Source organism: Pseudomonas sp. 5C2, assembly GCF_034314155.1.
Lineage (GTDB): Bacteria > Pseudomonadota > Gammaproteobacteria > Pseudomonadales > Pseudomonadaceae > Aquipseudomonas.
The window spans coordinates 2016264-2033964 of record NZ_JAVIWH010000002.1; the positions used below are offsets into that span (position 1 = coordinate 2016264).

The window sequence follows — 17701 nt, forward strand, 5'->3', positions numbered from 1 at the left end:
TTAGACTATTGTCGACAATGCGCCACACCAACACCGAGACCTGACCTAGATCATGCACCGACTTCAGTCAAGGCCGTGCCGACGGTTATCGAGAGGGCTTCGGGGCTTCGTTTTGCAACGTCGCCGCCTCAGAAAACCCTACACGGGGCAACGCCAAAACGGACGGATCTACAGGTTGATTCAGCGCCCGCAGCACTGGAGAGTCGTACCCGTATACGTCAGGTTTAAACGTCACTCGACCATCATCACTCAGGCCCACTGTCCAATAGGCCAGCAGCACAGGCACCTTCACGGGGAGCCTGATATTTTCTGTAATGCCGTTGGCCAGTTGAGCCTGAATACCGGCGGCGTTCCAGCGACCCGGGTCGTTAAACAACAACTCGACCAACTGAAGCGGGTTTTCAACCCGGATACAGCCTGAACTCGTCGCGCGGCGTGCCTGGGCAAATAACTCGCGATGCGGCGTGTCGTGGAGATACACCGAATACTCATTTGGAAACCGTATGGCAACCTGACCAAGAGAGCTGTCCGGGCCTGCATCCTGGCGCAGTGTGATGCCGCCAGGGTTATGCCAATCAACGGTTGATGGATTCAAGACAGTCCCTTGACGGTCAAGGACACGAATACGGTTTGCGTCAAGGTAATGAGGGTCCTTTAGAATCTTGGGAAGAACATCATTAGTGAGAATGGTCGGTGGAACTGTCCAGGTGGGGTTAAACGTTATGTGCGTAATTTCGGATTGAAATACCGGCGTGCTGCGGAAGGGTTTACCGACCTGCACACGAGAACGCCAGATAACCTTGCCGTCACGGTAGAATGCAATCTTGTACCCGGCGATATCAACAACGACGAACGTGCCCTGAAGTTTATACAATAGCCAACGCGCGCGTTCCATGTTCACGCGGACTTGGTCTATACGCGCACCTATGGGTATATTCAGCGCCGCAAGTGTCGCCGCACCGGCAATGCCATCCACGGGAAGGTAGTGCTCGGACTGAAACCGTTTAACCGCCGCTTTAACGACGTCGTCGTAGTCAGTCCGGGTTGCCACTTGCTTGTCCAGATAACCCCCTGCCGCCAAACGGGCCCGCAACGCCAAGACTGAAGCACCGGCAACGCCTGGCTTAAGTGCCTGCCCGACAGGAATCAGTGACCAGCCACCTGAGTCTCGAAGCCGGCGCAGTTGCGCCAACCCCTCTCGCAGCCGGCTGTAAATCGCATTTTGTGGCGGCGCCTGTTTGAATGCGCGTGCAACGTCATGGTTTTCGACGGCAACAAACAACTCTTTGAGATCGTCACGAGGGTCGACACCGACCGGGTCGAAGTTCCAGTGTATTTCCAAACGCGAGGGGTCGACTTTGCCGCGCCGCAACTGGAGCAGCGCTGCGATGTAGGCACGGGTAGCCGCAATATCAAACATCGCGCGTTGCGTTGGGGACGGCGTCGCTGCATGCATCGACGCGGCTGCCCTGGATAGCTCATCAATACGGAAATCACGGGGATCCAGGCCGTCTGCCTGAATGTCGTTCAGACTTTTCAACAGCTGCGCGACGTCGCTAACGTTCGTCCAGGCCGCACGAAAGCTTCGTTGAGCATAAAAATCGATGACCGCACGACCGACCTCCAGCCGTTGGTGACGGGGTGGGGTGACGGGCAGAGGGGAAGAAGGCGTTACGCCCGACGGGGCGAGCGCGGCCTGGATCGTCTGTGCCACCTCGTCGGCTGGCGCAACGTCACTGACGCTGTGTGCTAAGGTTGTCGCCGAAACAGGCAAAGGCTCTGCCGTCGCTGAGTTGCTTATCAGGACTCCCATAAAAAAGACGCGGCTTAACATGGATAAGTTTGATAGTTGCAGCATGGACGTCCTTAGTTTCTCGTATCAATGGAAAGCTAGCATTCCTAACACTGCTAGGCTCGTATAAATAGCCATGAGACAACCCACATGACGCTCGACCGCTTTGGCTGTTTAATGGCCTTCATGCTTCTGATATCCCTCTCTGCCGAGGTAGCGTACGCCGATTCGCTTGAGGTCGCGCTGGTCAAAGCCGCGCCCGACGCTAACGCCAAGGTTATTGCGTTGGCTGTCCATGCCTCTCAGTGCAGACGGGCACAAGGCGAATCGCCTGCGCAAAGACTCGCCGTCATAGATTACTCGCTGCCCTCCACCGAACAGCGACTGTGGGTGTTTGACCTGCAACGCCGCACATTACTGTTTCATGAACTGGTTGCGCACGGCCGAAACAGCGGCGAAAACATGGCCCGTCAATTTTCCAACCAGAATCAAAGCATGGCCACCAGCCTGGGGCTGTACAGAACGCGTGCGACCTACCTCGGCCATAACGGTTACTCATTGCGCATGGAAGGGTTAGAACCCGGCTTCAATGATAATGCCCTTGACCGAGCGATTGTGATTCATGGGGCACCGTATGTCAGCGGCGATCTGGCGCGTTCGAACGGCCGTATTGGCAGAAGCTTAGGTTGCCCGGCCGTGCGGCCAGCGATTGCTCATCAACTCATCGACTCGATGAAAGATGGCCAGTTACTATTTTCTTATTACCCCGATCCGCGCTGGCTTAACTCGTCCTTGTTTATCAATTGCGATAACGCCACCGTGGCGGAAGCGTCAAAACCGGTTAGAACGTTTCAATAAGTTGACGCGGGACAGCGTGGGACAGTACTGCCATCCCCGCCCTACCCCGCGTATGCCACAACAGCCTGCGTGCTACTTCACCAGCACCACCGGAACCGATACCTCGTGAATGACCCGGTTCGCTACCGAACCCAGCAGCAATCCGCCGAAGCTGCCCAAGCCTCGCGTCCCCATGACCACGGTATCGCACCCCAACTGTTTGACTGCCTCATTGACCTGCTCCGCCACATTGCCGAGGGCCGCGTGGGTTTCATGGGCAACGCCAGCAGCCGACAGTAAAATCGCGGCCTCGTCAAGCACACTGTTGGCCTGGGTCAAGAGCCCTTCGTTGACGTCTTCGACCATTCGGCTCGTAAAGTAGTCCCCGTAGATAACCGGCCCATATTGTGCGTTAAGAACATGAATCTCCAAGGGCCGAGCACTGTCGCGAAAGAGATCAATCACGTACTGCAGAGCACGTTTCGAAGGCTCCGAGCCATCAAAAGCAACCAGAATTTTATGCATTTCAAATCTCCCTTAATGTGTGAAACAACCATAGACCATTTCCCTCAGCGACAGATCCACACCAAGACGACTTGAACGGATGAAACCCTGACACCGATCTTCGACACAGAAATTCCAGGCCACCCGGCCAGGGCTGACGTGTGTGTCGGGGGTAGAAAGTCTCTATGAGTACCTGCGTTGCACATGAGCACTGGCAAGACCAAATTCCCGCCCACAAATGGATTGCGCAATAAATTGACAGCTGCCCGCCAATCCATGATATAAAAATATTATCATCGTGAGTACAGATAGAAATGTACCATTTTTACGGATTGCTCAATGAAGACAGTGAAACAACGTTTGCTCGATAGCCTCGAACAATCAACCGCCTCCGGGCGAGCTATCGCCAACTACATGCTGGCTAATTTAAACGAGTTGCCATTCGAGACGGCCGCGAGCATCGCGACCAAGGTTGGCGTCGGCGAAATGTCTGTGGGCCGGTTTTGTCGCTATATCGGCTATATCCACTTCAAAGAGCTGAAAGCCGATCTTAAAGGCAATATCGGCGACAGCCCTTGGCTGGTTGGTGATCGGCTCAGAGAGTTCGCCACACGAGCACAGTCAGGGAACGACCAGCTCGCCTCCAGCCTGGAGTTTGAAATCAGCACAATGGTTCGCGTTTACGAGATGGCTCAAAGCCCCGAGTTCGAACGCTTCGTAAAGCGTCTGGCGACCCAAGAAACCGTCTACTGCGCGGGATTTCAAACAGAGCGGGGCGTTGCATCGATTCTTGCACATCAGTTGCAATATCTACGCGACGGCGTGCATCTGGTCGATCAGGCCGCTGGCAATTTCGTCGACGTGCTGCTAACCGATCCTTCCAAAATCATGTTGGTCATCATCGACACTCGTCGATATTCGCGCCAAAGCCTTTTATTGGCGACTGCAGCTCAGGCTCGCGGCATACCGGTGACCATCATTACCGACACCTTTTGCGATTGGGGGCCGTCGGTTGCCAGCGAGGTTTTCGCCGTACCGACTGAGCTCAACCACTTTTGGGACTCTCTGGGCCCACTCGTCTCTCTGGTGCAGTTGGCGATAAATGGTGTCTTCGGGCAATTGGGCGCCACCGTCGAGGATCGCTTGAGCCAGATTTTTACCTGCTACAACACGTTCACCGGATACGTAGGAACGCCTCAGGAAGACTAATACCGAGTAAACCAACCCACCGACGGGTCAACGCGGGGAGCGCACATCATGAATGTAATCAAAGGCAAGTTTTACGGGTCGCTGTTCGCTCTCAGCTTCATCTGCGCCGGAGGACTGCTATCAAATGCCGCTTCGGCAGACACCGAAGCGACCTTTGTGCTGCCATCTTCCCAAGCGGGTGCGCCATCTCTGGACCCGATCCGGAGCTCCCTGGTAACGCTGGTCGATGGCCTGATCTATGACCGTTTAGTGGACCAGGGCGCGGATCAGCAATTTCATCCGCATCTGGCGACAAGTTGGGAAACCACGGCAGATGGCATGAGTTGGGTCTTCCACTTGCGCGAGGGCGTCACGTTCCACGACGGTGAGCCCTTCAACGCTCAGACCATTGCCTGGTGGATTCCGAAATTTTCCGGAACCGAAAATGCTTACCTGGTCAGCGCCATCGACAAAGTTGAAGTCGTCGATGACCACACTGTGCATTTCGTCATGAAGCATCCCGACGCCAACCTCCTCTACAACCTGTCGAGCGGTTTTATGGGGGTTCCCAGCCCCAAGGCCTATGACAAGGCGGGCACTGATTACGGCGTGACGGTTGCCGTCGGCACGGGTCCGTACAGGCTTGAAAGTTTTGCTATCGGTTCCGAAGCGGTAGTGGTTCGTAACCCCGCCTACACGTGGGGCGGCGCCCTTTCCGCGAACAAAGGACCGGCAAAAATAGACAAACTGACCTTGCGTGAAATTGCCGACTCCTCGACGGCCTTCCTCGAGTTCAAGACCGGAGGAGTTGACCTGGTGATTGATGTCCCAAGTGACATCCTGGCGCAGTACAAAACATTGGACAACGCAACGATTGAAAGCCAGTCCGGCTTCGGCATTTACTACATGCCAATCAACACCACCGTCGAGCCTTTTACCGATCTCAGGGTACGCAAGGCTGCGGCCCTCGCCATCAACCAACAGGAGATCGTCGACAATCTGTTCGGCGGCAAGGGACGAGCCGCGCACAACTTTCTGATTTCTTCACTGCCGGAATCAAAGGTCGATCCCAAGTTCAATATTTCCCATGAGCCTGCACAAGCCAAGGCCTTGCTCGAAGAGGCAGGCTGGAAGGTCGGATCTGACGGAATCCGTATAAAAAATGGCACGCCCTTGAGCGTGACGTTAGTGACGCAAAGCGATACCGAGTTCAAACGCCTGACAGAAGTCATCCAGGCACAACTGAAAGCCGTAGGCATCAACGCAAAAATCTCGGTTTTCGATACCAGTTCGATTCGCGCCGAATACAAGAAGGGCACACAACAACTGGCGGTGCGCAGCTATGGCTGGAACAACGCAGACATCCTCGATTGGTTCTTCAGCGCCGAACGCCTCGGCTACCCCAATGTTTCGATGTGGAAGGACGCCAAGGCGGAGGAGCTGCGAACCAAGGCGTTGACCGGTTCGCGCACACAAGAAGAGCGAACCGCTAATTTTCTTGCTTATCACGAATATGTGCTCAGCCAATATCCCTTCGCCCCTATCTACGAGCCGGAACAGAGTTTGGTCTTCGACAAGGAACACTTGGTACTGCCGGGGAAGATCGATGGGCCACAATTTTCAGCCCAGAGCGTGCTTGATATCGCCATCAAGAAATAAGGATCAGAACATGACGGTGCAGAGACGACTGACATGGTGAGCTATTTCATTCGGAGGCTGCTGGCGATGATTCCGGTCTTTTTCATCGTTTCCGGCATCGTCTTCCTGATCGTTCATCTGGTGCCGGGAGACCCGGTCGACAACATGATGAGCGTGGGAGCGTCGGTAACCCAGCGAGCGGAAATCATCGCTCGCTACGGCCTGGACCGCAGTCTGACCGAGCAATACTTCACCTGGCTGAACAATATCGTTCACGGCGACCTGGGGATGGCAATCGTCATGCGTCGCCCGGTGGCCGACCTCATCATGAGCAATCTCGGCTACAGCCTGGCGCTGGGTGGCTGGGCATTAATGTTCTCGGCAGTGGCAGGAGTGCTGGCGGGAACGATTGCCGCATCTTTTCAGAATCGCTGGATTGATCACAGCCTGATGGGGGTGTCGTTGCTGGGTTCGACGATGCCCACTTTCTGGCTTGGCCTCTTGATGATCATGCTGTTTGCCGTCGAACTCGGTTGGGTGCCGGTGTCTGGCGCACGTCACTGGACCTCGTTGATTTTGCCCGCGATTACCGTTGGGCTAAGCGGCATGGCGCTGGTTGCGAGGGTGACACGCATTTCCATGATTGAAATTGCCCGCGAGGACTTCGTAATGCTGCTACATGCCAAGGGCCTGTCTCGCTGGACGATCCAGATACGCCACATCCTGCGTCACGCCCTCATTCCAGTGGTCACGATCCTGAGTTTACGCATCGGTCTGATCGTCGGCGGCTCGGTGACAGTGGAGTATGTATTTGCCCGGCCAGGGCTGGGCTCACTTTTAATCCGGGCCCTGGCGCAGCGCGACTACCCGCTGATACAGGGCTGCCTGCTGTTCCTCGCCATCGCCGTCATGCTGGGCACGCTGCTGGGTGATCTGCTGCAAGCGGCGATGGACCCGCGTCAACGTGAGGAAGCCGCCCAATGACCGCCCATTCTTCCGCCGTCTGGAGGAGCATCACGGTGTTGATGCCGACGTTCAGCTCGGCCATCTCGGCTGTCGCTCTGCTGATTCTGATCCTCATTGCCTGCGCTGCGCCCTGGGTGGCGCCCTACCCCTACGACCTGCAACATCTCGCCATCGCCACCCAGGCTCCGTCTACCGCCCATTGGTTCGGCACCGACGAGTTCGGCCGGGACGTACTGTCGCGCGTCATCTTCGGCGCCCGGACCTCACTCAGCGTGTCACTGATTGCCATTAGTCTTTCGGTGACGGTTGGCATTCTGATCGGCGCCATTTGCGGCTACGTAGGCGGGCGAGTGGATCGCGCGGTGATGTCTGTCGTCGACCTGACGTGGAGCTTTCCAGAAATCGTGCTGGCACTTTTGATCGTTGCAATCATCGGTCCCGGCTCGTCCAGTACGATCCTTGCCATCAGCATCGCCTACCTGGCGCAGTTCACACGTCTTACCCGCACCCAGATCAGAAGCCTGAAACGTCAAACGTTCGTGGAGGCAAGCTTGAGTCTGGGCGCGGGACCGACGCATATCATCCTGCGTCGGCTGCTGCCGAACGTGGTGGCCCCGGTCATCGTCGTAGCCATGTTGTCGACCGGCAACGCCATTCTCCTGGAAGCGACCCTTGGCTTTTTCGGCATGGGCGTTCAACCGCCGGTGCCCAGCTGGGGAGCCATGATGAGCACTGGATCGGCGCAATTGTTTAGCGCGCCGTGGGTCATTCTGTTGCCCGGTGCGTTCATCGCCCTCTCTGTCATTTTCATCAATCTTTTTGGAGAGGGTGTCTTGCATGCCTTGGATATCAAGGCTCAAGCGAGGAGTCACTAGGCCCATGCTATTGACCATTGAAAATCTGAAAATTGGTTTCGGTCCGTTCGAACCGCTGTCTGGAGTAGACCTGGACCTCGACAAAGGTGAGATTCTTGGGCTCGTCGGTGAATCCGGCTCTGGCAAATCGATGACTGCGATGAGCATCATGGGGCTATTGCCGCTGATGGGGGGACGGGTCAAGGCCGGCAGTATCCGGTTTGATGGCACGGAACTCACTACCCTGGACGAACGTAGCTATCGCGCATTGCGTGGCGGGCGGATCGCCCTCATCACGCAAAACCCCATGACTTCACTAGACCCCGTGGTTCGCGTCGGCAGGCAAATCGACCAAGTGGCGCAACTGCATCTGCACCTCGACCGTAAAGAAGCCAAAGCCCGATCGGTCGAGTTGATGGAGCGCATGCGCATCCCGGACCCGGCGCTTGCCTACGATTTGTTTCCACACCAACTGTCTGGCGGAATGCGCCAGAGAATCGTAATCGCCATGGCCTTGGCCGGTGATCCAGAGCTGCTGATCGCCGATGAGCCGACCACCGCGCTGGATGTGACCGTCCAGGCCCAGATCATCCAGCTTCTGGTCCAGCTCGTTCGCGAACGCGGCCTTGGGCTGGTGTTGATCACCCACGACATGGGAGTCGTGGCGCAAACCTGCGACCGGGTCGCCGTGATGTACTGCGGGCAAGTGATCGAATACGGCGCGGTGACGACCATTTTCGATCACCCGCGACACCCTTACACCGGCGCGTTGATCGGCTGTATTCCTCGGCCAGGCATGCTGCCTGGAACCCTGACGGGAATCCCTGGCGTGGTGCCTTCGGCCGGCAACATGCCTAATGGTTGCCGCTTTAATACCCGCTGTAACAGGGTTATGGATGTATGTCGCCAATCAATGCCCACACCCATGAATGAGGCCGGACGCAGCGTCTCTTGCTTCCTGCACACCGCAGGACAGTTGCCATGAAGCCGATCCTCTCAGTACGCGGTCTCGGACGAACCTTTACCAGCGGCGGAGGCATTCTCAAGCCCCGACGTCACTTTCGCGCCGTCAGCGATGTCTCGTTCGACGTGCAACGCGGGGAAATCCTGGGCGTCGTCGGCGAGTCCGGTTGTGGAAAGTCGACCCTTGCCCGCCTCATCATGCGACTTTTGACGCCCACCTGCGGCGAAGTGCTGTTTGACGGCACGGATATCGCCAGCCTTACGGTACGGGCCTTACGGCCACTGCGGCGTCAATTCCAGATGGTTTTCCAGGACCCTTATTCCTCGATCGACCCACGCCAGAAAGTGCGCGATACGTTGCTTGAACCGTTTCAGGTGCAGGGCATCCACCTGTCGTCTGCACAGGCCAGCGCCAAAGTCGATGCGCTCTTGACGATGGTCGCCCTGCCGCTGCACCTGGCTGGCAGCTATCAACATCAGATGTCCGGTGGACAGAAGCAACGGGTAGGCATCGCCCGGGCGCTGGCGCTCGATCCATCGCTGATCGTGCTCGATGAGTCGACAGCCTCCCTTGACGTGTCGATCCAGGCGCAAGTGATCCGTCTACTGCAGGATCTGCGCGATCGACTCGATCTCACCTACATGTTCATTTCCCATGACCTGGCGCTGGTGCAGTATTTCTGCGATCGCACCCTGGTGATGTACCTCGGCCGCGTGGTCGAGGTCCTCCCTCGGGGCGCCACACCGATCCACCCCTATACCAAGGCGCTGATGGCCAGCGTTCTGGTTCCCGACCCGCACCAGCGACACGAGATCGTGCGGATCACCGGCGAAATCCCGAGTGGCTACGATGTACCACTCGGTTGCGCCTTTGCTGGGCGCTGTCCAAAAGTACAACCGCGTTGCCGAGAAAGCCTGCCCATCCTTCGAACCCAGACTGGCGACCATGCCGTGGCGTGCCACGTTCATGAATCGACTTTCCTTGCCCCGGAGCTCTAAATGTCATTCAAAGTCCTCACCGCCGAATTCATGCACGAATCGAACACCTTCAGCACCCGTAAGACCGGTCTGCCAGAGTTTCGGCGCGAGACCTTGATGCTGGGCGAGGAAGCTGTGAAGAAACGTGGCGAATCCAATACCGGACTGGCGGGTGCGCTTAGTTGCGCTGCCGAATTCAATTGGGACATGCACCATGTCGTCAGCGCCTGGAGCGAGCCCTCAGGCCCGGTAACAGTCGAGGCTTATGAATACCTGACGAGGTTGATTGTCGACGCCTCCAGGGCGCAAAAATTCGACGGTATTCTGTTGTGCCTGCATGGCGCCATGGTTGCCGAACATACCGACGATGGCGACGGTGAGCTTCTGGCGCGATTGCGCGCAGTGGTCGGCCCTGATCTACCTATTGCTCTTACACTGGACCTGCACGCCAATGTGACCGAACGCATGTGCGCATTGGCGCAAATTCTCGTTTCCTACAAGACTTATCCGCATATCGACCTTAAGGAGACCGCCTGCCACGCTGGAAACCTGCTGCAGCGAACCATGACGGGCGAAATCAAGCCGCGGACTCTGCGTATTCATCTGCCAATGCTCGAAGAGGCCAATGGCGGGCGTACTGACACGGGACCGATGGTCGAGCGCATCGCCAAGGCCCGAGCCTGGGAAGCAGAACAGCCTGGGGCGTTCGCAGTCAGCATAAACGGCGCATTTCCAGAAGCCGATATTGCCGAAGTCGGGCCTACCGTGCTCGTCACCTATGAAGGCAATGAGCGCCTGCATCGCGCCTTTGCCCAAAACCTGGCAGATGACATCTGGAACCGCCGCGACGAAGTGATCAATACCTATTACACCGTGGACGAAGTGGCGAAGATCGCCCACGCTTACCCCCGTCAAAACGGTCCATTGATTGTCGCTGACTATGCCGACAATCCGGGAGCGGGTGCTTATGGCGACTCCACTGAGCTGCTGCGTGCCCTGCTGGCTGCCGGGGTAGAGGACGCCTGCTTCGGCCCGATGGTCGATCCAGAGGTCGCCGCGACTCTGTGCGAAAAGGGTGTAGGAACCACGGTCACGGTAACAGTCGGAGGAAAGAGCGATGCCCGTTTCGGCGGCGAACCGCTGACCGTGACCGGACGTATCCTGCTGGTCAGCAATGGTGATTTCATCGGCGATGGACCGATGATCGGCGGCCTGGAACAGAGCTTCGGACCGAGCGCGGTGCTGGTGGTCGACGGCATCGAAATTCTGGTCACCAGTGCTGCATTGCAAATGCTGGATCTCCAGCAATTTCGCGCCTTTGGCATCGACCCGGCAGCAAAGCGTGTCGTCGCGCTGAAGTCGATGCAGCATTTCCGAGCCGCTTTTGAGCCGATTGCCAGCAGCGTGCTGATCTGCGACAGCGGTGCACTCTGCACATTGGATTATGGACGCCTGCCCTTCAGCAAAATACCGCGTCCGATCTACCCGCTAGACCGCGAAATGATCCGCACTACACCACCGCGCTCCGGAGTTTAATATGTCTCAGATTTTTGACGTTGCCGTCATCGGTGGCGGAATTGCCGGTGCTTCTTTCGCCTATCGGGTTGCGGGTCAGCGCTCGCTGATCCTGCTCGAACGCGAAAATCATGTCGGCTATCACTCCACTGGCCGCTCGGCTGCGGAGTTTTCCAGTCAGTTCCAAAGTCCATGGGTCGGCACCCTCGCCGAAAACTCCTACGACTTCCTGGTCAACCCCCCAACCGGCTTCACAGATATCGATCTTCTAATCCCGCGCGGCAACCTCATCATTGCGGCGAGCGCGCGGGCGCCTTTGATCGAGTCAGCATTTCGTCACGCCCTGTCTACTTCACCCGAGTCACGCATGTTGCATCCAGACGACGCTTTGGCGATGGTGCCGTTTTTGAAGGCGGACTATGTTGCTGCTGCCTTCTACGATCCGTTGAGTTGGGATATGGAGGTAGACAGCCTGCTGCAAGGCTACCTTCGCCTGGCACGACAAGCCGGGGCGCAGGTGCAGGTCGCAAGCCCGGTCACCTCGGTCCATCGTGAGCACGGTGTCTATCGTCTGCAAACGCCGGGTGGCGAGATACTCTGCCGAAAAATCGTCAATGCGGCGGGCGCCTGGGCGGATGATTTCGCCGCGCTGGCAGGCCTTGAACGGCTGGGCATCGTGCCCTACCGCCGCACGGCAATCACTGTCGATGGGCCTGAAGGCATGGACATTTCCGCCATGCCAGGTGTGAACGAAGTCGAAGAGGCGTTTTACTTCAAACCTGAATCTGGGCGGATCATGGTCTCACCCGCAGATGCAACGCCGAGCGAGGCTTGCGACGCACAGCCCGATGAACTGGACGTCGCCTACGCCGCACACTTTCTGTCAGAGTCGACGACGCTACCCGTCAACCGAATCACTCACAAATGGGCGGGGCTGCGCAGCTTTGCCCCAGACAAACGGCAGGTCGTCGGTTTTAGTCCGCAGGACGCGGATTTCTTCTGGCTGGCAGGCCAAGGCGGTAGTGGAATTCTAACGTCTCCAGCCCTTTCCGCATGGGCTGCCGGCTTGTTTCTGGAGGGTGCGCCGCCAGCCGACCTATGTAAGGCCGGGATACGACCAGACTTCTTTTCACCCGCTCGCCTGTCAACCCTCAAACAATAGAAATTGTCCGACTCCGACAACAGGATGTGTCGCGGCATTGGTGCTTCTTCAACGACCCGATGGATTCAAACGGCCTTGGTCAAGATGGACATCCGCGAGGAACAGGACGGCCATCTCCAAAAGGCGGCATCAATCACTGAAGTCAGCGTACTCGGCTCCCATCCTGCCGCTACGCTTGACTTGATAGAGCAGCCCGTCGACTTTCTCGACAAATTGCAGCGCAGTGTCATCATGCTTGGGGGTCGTGGTGCCAACTCCGAGGCTCAGGGTCAAGAGTGCTGAAACTTCGGACGTTGGATGGCTGATCTGCTGTTGGCGGATCAGTTGCAGGCATTTCTCCGCCACATCCCTGGCCTTTTCAGCAGTGGTTTCAGGCAGTAACCAAACGAACTCTTCGCCCCCGATACGCGCAATGAAATCCCCTGGACGGTTCGCTGCCTGCGACAAGGTCTGGGCTACTCGCCGCAAGGCTTCATCGCCCTTCACATGCCCGTAGTGATCGTTGTACTGCTTGAAGTAATCGATATCCAAAATAATCAAAGACAGCGGGCGTTGATCCCGTTGTGCACTGCTCCACTCGCGTTCGAGCACCCTGTCGAACATGCGTCGGTTGGCTATCCCGGTCAGCCCATCCTGGAAGGAAAATTCTTCAAGTTGTTTTTGCAGACGAATCAGATGATCTTCGGTCCTCTTGCGTTCGCTAATGTCAAACATGAAGCCGACCAAGGCTTCAACTTCACTACCCTTGCGCACAACGTGCACCACATCGCGTATCCAGACGTAGCCGCCATCCTTGGTCAATGCTCGATAATCCGCCTCATGATCAACGCCGGCCCTGGACTGCGATACGCAGAAGTTAACCACATAGTCACGATCATCCGGGTGCATGCGCGCAACCCAGTCATCAACCCCGATCCAGCTGTCCGGCGTCCACCCGAGCAGCCCTTCGATCTGCGGTCCTATGTAGCTGAACGTCATTGTTTTCCAGTCAATCCGCCAAGGGATTGCCTTGGTCGACTCAAGCAGGGTTTTATAAACAGCACTATCGGTTTCAGGAGGGAGTTTGGCGGTGTTCATATCGACCAGGCCTCAATGAAGGAAGTGCGCAATAGCATGTTGCCACCGTCGCGGCGAATCAAGGTCGAATCCATTGAAGCGATGCGCGGAGCTCCACAGTGTTCGCTGAACGCTCCAGGGCCAATTACAGGTAATATCAACGGCCCAAGAGCACACTCAAATAAGCGCTTTAAGTGCTTGCTGGAATTGTTCGATGTTCTGCTCGTGGCGTTTGTAATACGTCCACGGGCCAATGCGCTGCGACGTTACCAGTTGAGCCCTTTGCAGCGCGGCGAGGTAAAGCGAAACCGTTGATTGCGACAAGTTGGCCCGCGCCTGGATAATGCTCACGCAAACACCAACCTCATCGGCATTGACCTCTTGTTCGGGGAAATTTTTACGAGGCTCTTTGAGCCACGCAAGAATGGACAACCGAGTGGGGTTGTCCAAGGCCTTCAGGGCTTCGCTGATATCAATACTCATAGGTCATTCGCATCTGCTTTTCGAGATATTACGATATCTACGCCGAAAATACAGCGCGCCGCCCCTCGTGGCGCATCCGATGCTTAGATGCCGTGGAAAGGATAGTCGGTATACCCCATCGCAGTGCCGCCATAAAGACTGGCGGGATCAGCCAGATTCAGTGGCCAGCCGTTGGCGATGCGTTGCGGCAAATCCGGGTTGGCGATGAAGGGGCGTCCGAATGCGATCAGATCACTCCAGCCCTCGCCAATGGCTTTCTCACCGCGCACTGCCGTGTATTTGCCTGCGTAGATGATGCGCCCACTGAACGCAGCGCGAGCAGCGTGACGAAAACTCTCCGGCAGCTGCGGTGCGTCGTCCCAGTCAGCCTCGGCCAGCGACAAGTAGGCGATACCGATGTCCTCCAGAACCTTGATCGCTGCGATGTAGGTTGCATGGGGGTCGTCTTCAACCAGCCCGAGGTAGACGCGCGCTTCGTCGGTGCTTTGAAACAGCGGCGAGAAACGCACCCCTACACGATCTTTGCCCACGCGATCAGCTACAGCCTGGGTCACTTCCCTGAGAAAGCGCAAGCGGTTGTCCAGGCTGCCGCCGTATTCATCCTCACGCTGGTTGCTGTGCCGAGAGATGAACTGGTTGATCAGATAGCCATTGGCGCTGTGGATCTCAACGCCATCAAAGCCCGCATCCATCGCGTTCTGTGCAGCTTGCGCATAGAACGAAACCAGCTCTGCGATCTCTTCGCGTGTCAGCGCTCGTGGCTGGGACGGCGCGCTTAACTCACCCGTGCCCGGTCCTGTTTCGATGAATACGCTGACCCCTTGTGCGGCAATTGCCGAGGGCGCTACCGGCGCGCCACCATCAGGTTGTAGCGAAACATGCGAGACCCTGCCGACATGCCAGAGTTGGGCGAAGATGACTCCGCCATCGGCGTGCACTTTGGTTGTCACCTTGCGCCAGCCCTCGATTTGCTCTGCAGTGTGGATACCCGGTGTCCAGGCGTAACCCTGCCCTCTTGGTTCAATCTGGGTACCTTCAGTGACCATGAAGCCCGCACCACTGCGCTGGGAATAGTAGGTCGCCATGAGGTCATTCGGTACATTGCCTGGCTGCGAGCTACGAGAGCGGGTCAATGGTGGCAGGACCACCCGGTTTTTCAGGGTATAGGGGCCGAGTTCGGTGCTGCTGAATAGAGTCGAGTGTTTCAACGTAGAATCCTTGTGGATCACGGGTACTGATTAATGACAGCGGCCACTATAATCTGCATATTGATATATCTCAATATGTATATCCGAAAAGACCACCTGCCAGGGTGGCTCTCCCGAATTTTCGCGTCAGATCAGCGGTACTTAGAACGCGAGACAGATTTTCCCCAGGTGAGCACCCGACGCTTCATGGGCAAAGGCCCTACCGATATCAGTCAGCACGAAGGTACTGTCGATCACCGGTTTGATGCCCGTCGCTTCAAGCCCGCGCACCATGTCCCGCTGGTTCTGCCGGCTACCCACGATCAACCCCTGCAGACGTTGTTGTTTGGCCATCAATGCCGCCGTCGGCACCGGACCTTCCCATCCTGTAAGGACGCCGATCAGGGCGATATGCCCACCGATACGGCACGCGATTATTGATTGAGGCAGCGTGCCCGGACCGCCGACTTCGATGACGTGGTCAACTCCTCGGCCGCCGGTCAGTTTGAGCACTTCGTTGCCCCACTCGGGCTGTTGGCGGTAGTTGATCGTGTGGTCTGCACCCAGCTCTCGAACCTTGGCCAGCTTGGCGTCCGATGACGAGGTGGCAATCACTGTCGCGCCCATCGCCTTAGCTATTTGCAAGGCGAAAATCGACACGCCTCCGGTCCCCAACACCAACACACTGTCACCCGCTTTGAGCCCGCCATCGACGACAAGTGCCCGCCAGGCGGTAAGCCCTGCCGTGGTCAATGTGGCGGCTTGCACATGGCTGTAACCCGCAGGCGCCAGCGTGAACCAGTGACTTGGCTTGACCACTACCTCGCGGGCATAACCATCCACGCCATCGCCGGGTGTCGTGCTGAAGTCAGCGATCACGGCACCGCCGGTTTCCCAGTGCGGAAAAAAACACGAGACGACATGGTCGCCGACCTTGAACTCACTGACACCCTCACCCACTGCTTCCACCACACCCGCGCCATCGGCCATAGGGATACGCCCATCGGCGGTCGGCATCATGCCGGTCACTACCGCGTAATCGTGAAAATTCAATGAGCACGCATGAATGCGCACACGAATCTGCCCGGCAGCGGGTTTTCCAGGATCGGGCAGCTCAACCAGTTGAAGGTTTTTCAGTGACGCAGGCAGCGTGATCTTGATAGCTTTCATTGAGCAATTCTCCAAAAAAGAGGCTTCGATAAGGCTCGCGCGCCGCGAAAAGCCAACACTGACAAGACAGACACCCGAGCAGCAGAAGAAATTCGACCTTCACCCCGAAAAACCGAGAATAGCACCCCGCTCTAGCGCTGGCGGTATCGCTGAGCTGTGGCTGTCGGGGCTGTCGGTGGCTGAATATTCAAACGCTATCCGACGCCTTAACAGCCAGGCCGTCTACTATCATGAATCTACCAAACAGCCTGAAGACAACGACAACGGAGGTTGAACTTGAATCATCTGGTGATCGCGGCAGTCGTTTTCATCTGTCTGTTCGGTAGCGCGCTGCTGGGTTCGTATCTACGCGGGCGGCTGCCCTCTCAACACCTGAGCGATGAATCCATCAGCGTAGTGAAACTCGCCACAGGCCTGATCGCGACAATGGCCGCCCTGGTGCTTGGTCTTCTTGTCTCGTCAGCCAAAGGCACTTTCGATACGACCAGCGCCGAGCTCGTGGGAACGGCGGCCAAGGTCGTTCAATTCGACCGAGTGTTGTCCCGATATGGGCCGGACACCCAAGAAATCCGCAGCCTGCTCAAGCATAACTACGCAGGCGTCATGCAAGTGCTTGCATCACGCGATGCGACACAGATCGCAAAGCTCGACAGCCCCGAGGCAATAAACCGGTCTGAAGAGCTGCAGCGCAAGGTGGAAGCCCTTTCCCCTGGCAATGATGCTCAGAGCGCGCTCAAGGCACGTGCCTTGCTGGTTATGGATGAAGTGTTTGCTACCCGCTGGCTGGCACTCCTTCAGGCAAATGGCTCGATCCCGCTTACGATGCTTGCGATTCTGGTGTCGTGGCTGTGCATTATCTTCGGCACCTTTGGCTTGTTCGCGCCTCGTAACGGCACCATTTTGGCCGTGCTAATGATGTGCGCACTATCAACCTCCGCGGCGATTCTTCTGGTCGAGGAACTGAACAGGCCGCTCGATGGTTTGATCGGTGTATCACTTGAGCCTATACGCGACACACTAGGCAGACTCGGTCAGTAGCCAAATTCCAGGGCGAGCACGGGTGTGAGATAGAGGCGCCTATAGTTTTTCAAATTCGCTTTTAAGCTGATCTGAATCAATGGCCCATGACCGACAGCGCTATAAACAGTACGTTTGACTGAGCAAGGAAATAACCAAGTTATGTGTAGCGCCAGGGTAAGATTCAGCAAACTGACACCTGATGGCATCACGCTAACCATCACCGGTTATGTCAGTAGCCCTAGAATTGTTAGCGCGACCAAGAGTGACCTCCTCTTTGAAATACTCAAGAGACTGAGCGCTGCCGGTATTCCGTTGGCCAGCCCTAAACCTTGATGCCTACGAAATCTTCGGGTTGGATTGATTGTTTAAATGCAGTGGGCCCGTTTGT

At 56.9% G+C, this 17701-nt stretch carries 16 protein-coding genes; 10 read left to right on the plus strand and 6 right to left on the minus strand.

Annotation, left to right across the window (positions count from 1 at the left end):
- Positions 1-85 precede the first annotated feature (85 nt).
- Positions 86-1858: a L,D-transpeptidase family protein gene (locus tag RGU44_RS09985; RefSeq protein ID WP_322178619.1), complete on the minus strand. Its 1773-nt coding sequence runs from the start codon at positions 1856-1858 to the stop codon at positions 86-88.
- 84 nt (positions 1859-1942) lie between these two features.
- Here RGU44_RS09985 and RGU44_RS09990 point away from each other — a divergent pair, with 84 nt between their 5' ends.
- Positions 1943-2650, plus strand: a complete 708-nt coding sequence (locus RGU44_RS09990) for a murein L,D-transpeptidase catalytic domain family protein (RefSeq protein ID WP_322178618.1) — start codon at positions 1943-1945, stop codon at positions 2648-2650.
- 72 nt (positions 2651-2722) lie between these two features.
- On the opposite strand, the gene RGU44_RS09995 is transcribed toward RGU44_RS09990, so the two are convergent.
- Complete coding sequence (locus tag RGU44_RS09995; protein ID WP_322216965.1) at positions 2723-3154, minus strand: universal stress protein; 432 nt, start codon at positions 3152-3154, stop codon at positions 2723-2725.
- Between the two features lie 318 nt (positions 3155-3472).
- Here RGU44_RS09995 and RGU44_RS10000 point away from each other — a divergent pair, with 318 nt between their 5' ends.
- The 8 genes from RGU44_RS10000 to RGU44_RS10035 are packed head-to-tail and all read left to right on the plus strand — an operon-like array spanning position 3473 to position 12397.
- The gene (locus RGU44_RS10000) at positions 3473-4342 is read left to right on the plus strand and encodes a MurR/RpiR family transcriptional regulator (RefSeq protein WP_322216967.1); all 870 of its coding nucleotides are present in this window, start codon (positions 3473-3475) and stop codon (positions 4340-4342) included.
- A 48-nt stretch (positions 4343-4390) separates the two neighbouring features.
- Complete coding sequence (locus RGU44_RS10005; protein WP_322216969.1) at positions 4391-5980, plus strand: ABC transporter substrate-binding protein; 1590 nt, start codon at positions 4391-4393, stop codon at positions 5978-5980.
- 33 nt (positions 5981-6013) lie between these two features.
- A complete protein-coding gene (locus RGU44_RS10010; RefSeq protein WP_322216971.1) occupies positions 6014-6943 on the plus strand; it encodes an ABC transporter permease in 930 nt (309 codons plus the stop codon).
- Entirely contained in the window at positions 6940-7800 is an 861-nt protein-coding gene (locus RGU44_RS10015) for an ABC transporter permease (RefSeq protein ID WP_322216972.1), read from the plus strand. Before RGU44_RS10010 ends, RGU44_RS10015 begins: the two co-directional genes overlap by 4 nt.
- Positions 7801-7804: 4 nt before the next feature.
- Complete coding sequence (locus RGU44_RS10020) at positions 7805-8764, plus strand: ABC transporter ATP-binding protein (protein ID WP_322216973.1); 960 nt, start codon at positions 7805-7807, stop codon at positions 8762-8764.
- Positions 8761-9741, plus strand: a complete 981-nt coding sequence (locus RGU44_RS10025) for an oligopeptide/dipeptide ABC transporter ATP-binding protein (protein WP_322178611.1) — start codon at positions 8761-8763, stop codon at positions 9739-9741. The genes RGU44_RS10020 and RGU44_RS10025 overlap by 4 nt, the downstream gene beginning before the upstream one ends.
- Entirely contained in the window at positions 9742-11256 is a 1515-nt protein-coding gene (locus tag RGU44_RS10030; protein ID WP_322216975.1) for a M81 family metallopeptidase, read from the plus strand.
- A gap of 1 nt (position 11257) precedes the next feature.
- The gene (locus RGU44_RS10035; RefSeq protein ID WP_322178609.1) at positions 11258-12397 is read left to right on the plus strand and encodes an FAD-dependent oxidoreductase; all 1140 of its coding nucleotides are present in this window, start codon (positions 11258-11260) and stop codon (positions 12395-12397) included.
- Positions 12398-12526: 129 nt separating this feature from the next.
- Here RGU44_RS10035 and RGU44_RS10040 read toward each other — a convergent pair whose 3' ends face one another.
- From RGU44_RS10040 to RGU44_RS10055, 4 genes are all read right to left on the minus strand, one after another.
- Positions 12527-13474: a diguanylate cyclase domain-containing protein gene (locus RGU44_RS10040; RefSeq protein WP_322178608.1), complete on the minus strand. Its 948-nt coding sequence runs from the start codon at positions 13472-13474 to the stop codon at positions 12527-12529.
- Positions 13475-13630: 156 nt separating this feature from the next.
- Positions 13631-13936, minus strand: coding sequence for an ArsR/SmtB family transcription factor (locus RGU44_RS10045; protein WP_219063147.1), 306 nt, complete (start codon positions 13934-13936; stop codon positions 13631-13633).
- 83 nt (positions 13937-14019) lie between these two features.
- Positions 14020-15144 (minus strand): alkene reductase, encoded by a 1125-nt coding sequence (locus tag RGU44_RS10050; RefSeq protein ID WP_322216976.1) that lies wholly within the window; start codon positions 15142-15144, stop codon positions 14020-14022.
- Between the two features lie 141 nt (positions 15145-15285).
- A complete protein-coding gene (locus RGU44_RS10055) occupies positions 15286-16293 on the minus strand; it encodes an NAD(P)-dependent alcohol dehydrogenase (protein WP_322178606.1) in 1008 nt (335 codons plus the stop codon).
- Positions 16294-16569: 276 nt separating this feature from the next.
- On the opposite strand from RGU44_RS10055, the gene RGU44_RS10060 reads away from it, so the two are divergent.
- Complete coding sequence (locus tag RGU44_RS10060; protein WP_322216978.1) at positions 16570-17331, plus strand: hypothetical protein; 762 nt, start codon at positions 16570-16572, stop codon at positions 17329-17331.
- Positions 17332-17701 lie beyond the last annotated feature (370 nt).

Bases quoted from the DNA above. Each gene is read 5' to 3' on its own strand.
- RGU44_RS09985 (WP_322178619.1), bottom strand. From the start codon at position 1,858: ATGCTGCAACTATCAAACTTATCCATGTTAAGCCGCGTCTTTTTTATG.
- RGU44_RS09990 (WP_322178618.1), top strand. From the start codon at position 1,943: ATGACGCTCGACCGCTTTGGCTGTTTAATGGCCTTCATGCTTCTGATA.
- RGU44_RS09995 (WP_322216965.1), bottom strand. From the start codon at position 3,154: ATGCATAAAATTCTGGTTGCTTTTGATGGCTCGGAGCCTTCGAAACGT.
- RGU44_RS10000 (WP_322216967.1), top strand. From the start codon at position 3,473: ATGAAGACAGTGAAACAACGTTTGCTCGATAGCCTCGAACAATCAACC.
- RGU44_RS10005 (WP_322216969.1), top strand. From the start codon at position 4,391: ATGAATGTAATCAAAGGCAAGTTTTACGGGTCGCTGTTCGCTCTCAGC.
- RGU44_RS10010 (WP_322216971.1), top strand. From the start codon at position 6,014: ATGGTGAGCTATTTCATTCGGAGGCTGCTGGCGATGATTCCGGTCTTT.
- RGU44_RS10015 (WP_322216972.1), top strand. From the start codon at position 6,940: ATGACCGCCCATTCTTCCGCCGTCTGGAGGAGCATCACGGTGTTGATG.
- RGU44_RS10020 (WP_322216973.1), top strand. From the start codon at position 7,805: ATGCTATTGACCATTGAAAATCTGAAAATTGGTTTCGGTCCGTTCGAA.
- RGU44_RS10025 (WP_322178611.1), top strand. From the start codon at position 8,761: ATGAAGCCGATCCTCTCAGTACGCGGTCTCGGACGAACCTTTACCAGC.
- RGU44_RS10030 (WP_322216975.1), top strand. From the start codon at position 9,742: ATGTCATTCAAAGTCCTCACCGCCGAATTCATGCACGAATCGAACACC.
- RGU44_RS10035 (WP_322178609.1), top strand. From the start codon at position 11,258: ATGTCTCAGATTTTTGACGTTGCCGTCATCGGTGGCGGAATTGCCGGT.
- RGU44_RS10040 (WP_322178608.1), bottom strand. From the start codon at position 13,474: ATGAACACCGCCAAACTCCCTCCTGAAACCGATAGTGCTGTTTATAAA.
- RGU44_RS10045 (WP_219063147.1), bottom strand. From the start codon at position 13,936: ATGAGTATTGATATCAGCGAAGCCCTGAAGGCCTTGGACAACCCCACT.
- RGU44_RS10055 (WP_322178606.1), bottom strand. From the start codon at position 16,293: ATGAAAGCTATCAAGATCACGCTGCCTGCGTCACTGAAAAACCTTCAA.